Origin of the sequence: Nocardia pseudobrasiliensis NBRC 108224 (assembly GCF_001613105.1) — a bacterium.
Classification (GTDB): Bacteria; Actinomycetota; Actinomycetes; order Mycobacteriales; family Mycobacteriaceae; genus Nocardia; species Nocardia pseudobrasiliensis.
This window is the reverse complement of record NZ_BDBS01000100.1, coordinates 1-838: the sequence shown is the minus strand read 5'-3', so window position 1 is coordinate 838 and position 838 is coordinate 1. Positions and strand designations below refer to the sequence as shown.

The 838-nt window shown below is 68.1% G+C and carries 1 protein-coding gene; it reads left to right on the top strand.

The window, feature by feature from the left end:
• Window positions 1-107: 107 nt before the first annotated feature.
• A partial coding sequence (locus NP4_RS39465) for an IS481 family transposase (RefSeq protein WP_068009998.1) occupies window positions 108-838 on the top strand: 731 nt, incomplete at its 3' end.

Below are 838 nucleotides of genomic sequence, written 5' to 3'. Positions count from 1 at the left end.
TTGTACTGACCACGGACGTTGGTGACGGCGTGGCGAGCTGACAAGGCGAAGACCTCCGAGTGAAGTGCGAGCTGTCTAGGAACGCACCGAACTCACCGGAGGTCTTCGTGTCCCACCGTAATGCGCCGTTGTCGGAGTTGGGCCGGTTGCGGCTGGCTCGTTGTGTCGTCGAGGACGGCTGGCCGCTGCGGCGTGCCGCTGAACGGTTCCAGGTTTCTCATACCACCGCGAAGCGATGGGCCGACCGGTACCGGTGCGCGGGCGAGGCCGCGATGGCGGATCGGTCCAGCCGCCCGCACCACAGCCCGCGCCGGACACCGACGCGCACCGAGCGGCGCATCATCAAGGTGCGGGTGTTGCGGCGGTGGGGCCCGGCCCGGATCGGGTATCTGCTGGGGTTGAATCCCTCGACGGTGCATCGGGTCTTGGCGCGCTACGGTCTGGCCCGGCTGCGATGGCTGGACCGCGCCACCGGGCGTGTGGTACGCCGCTACGAACACGCCCGTCCCGGCGAGTTGATCCACGTCGATGTGAAGAAACTCGGCAGGATCCCCGCCGGCGGCGGCTGGCGCAAACTCGGCCGGACCGCCGGTAACCGAAATGCCCAGGCCGACAAGACCAGCGGAGTCGTCAACCGCTATCACAACCCGTTGCGCGGCTACCACTACCTGCACACCGCGCTCGACGACCACTCCCGCCTGGCCTACAGCGAGCTGCTGGCAGACGAACGCAAAGACACCGCCGCCGCGTTCTGGACCCGCGCCGCCGCCTGGTTCGCCCGCCACGGCATCACCGTCCGGAAAGTGTTGACCGACAACGGTTCCTGCTACCGATCCCG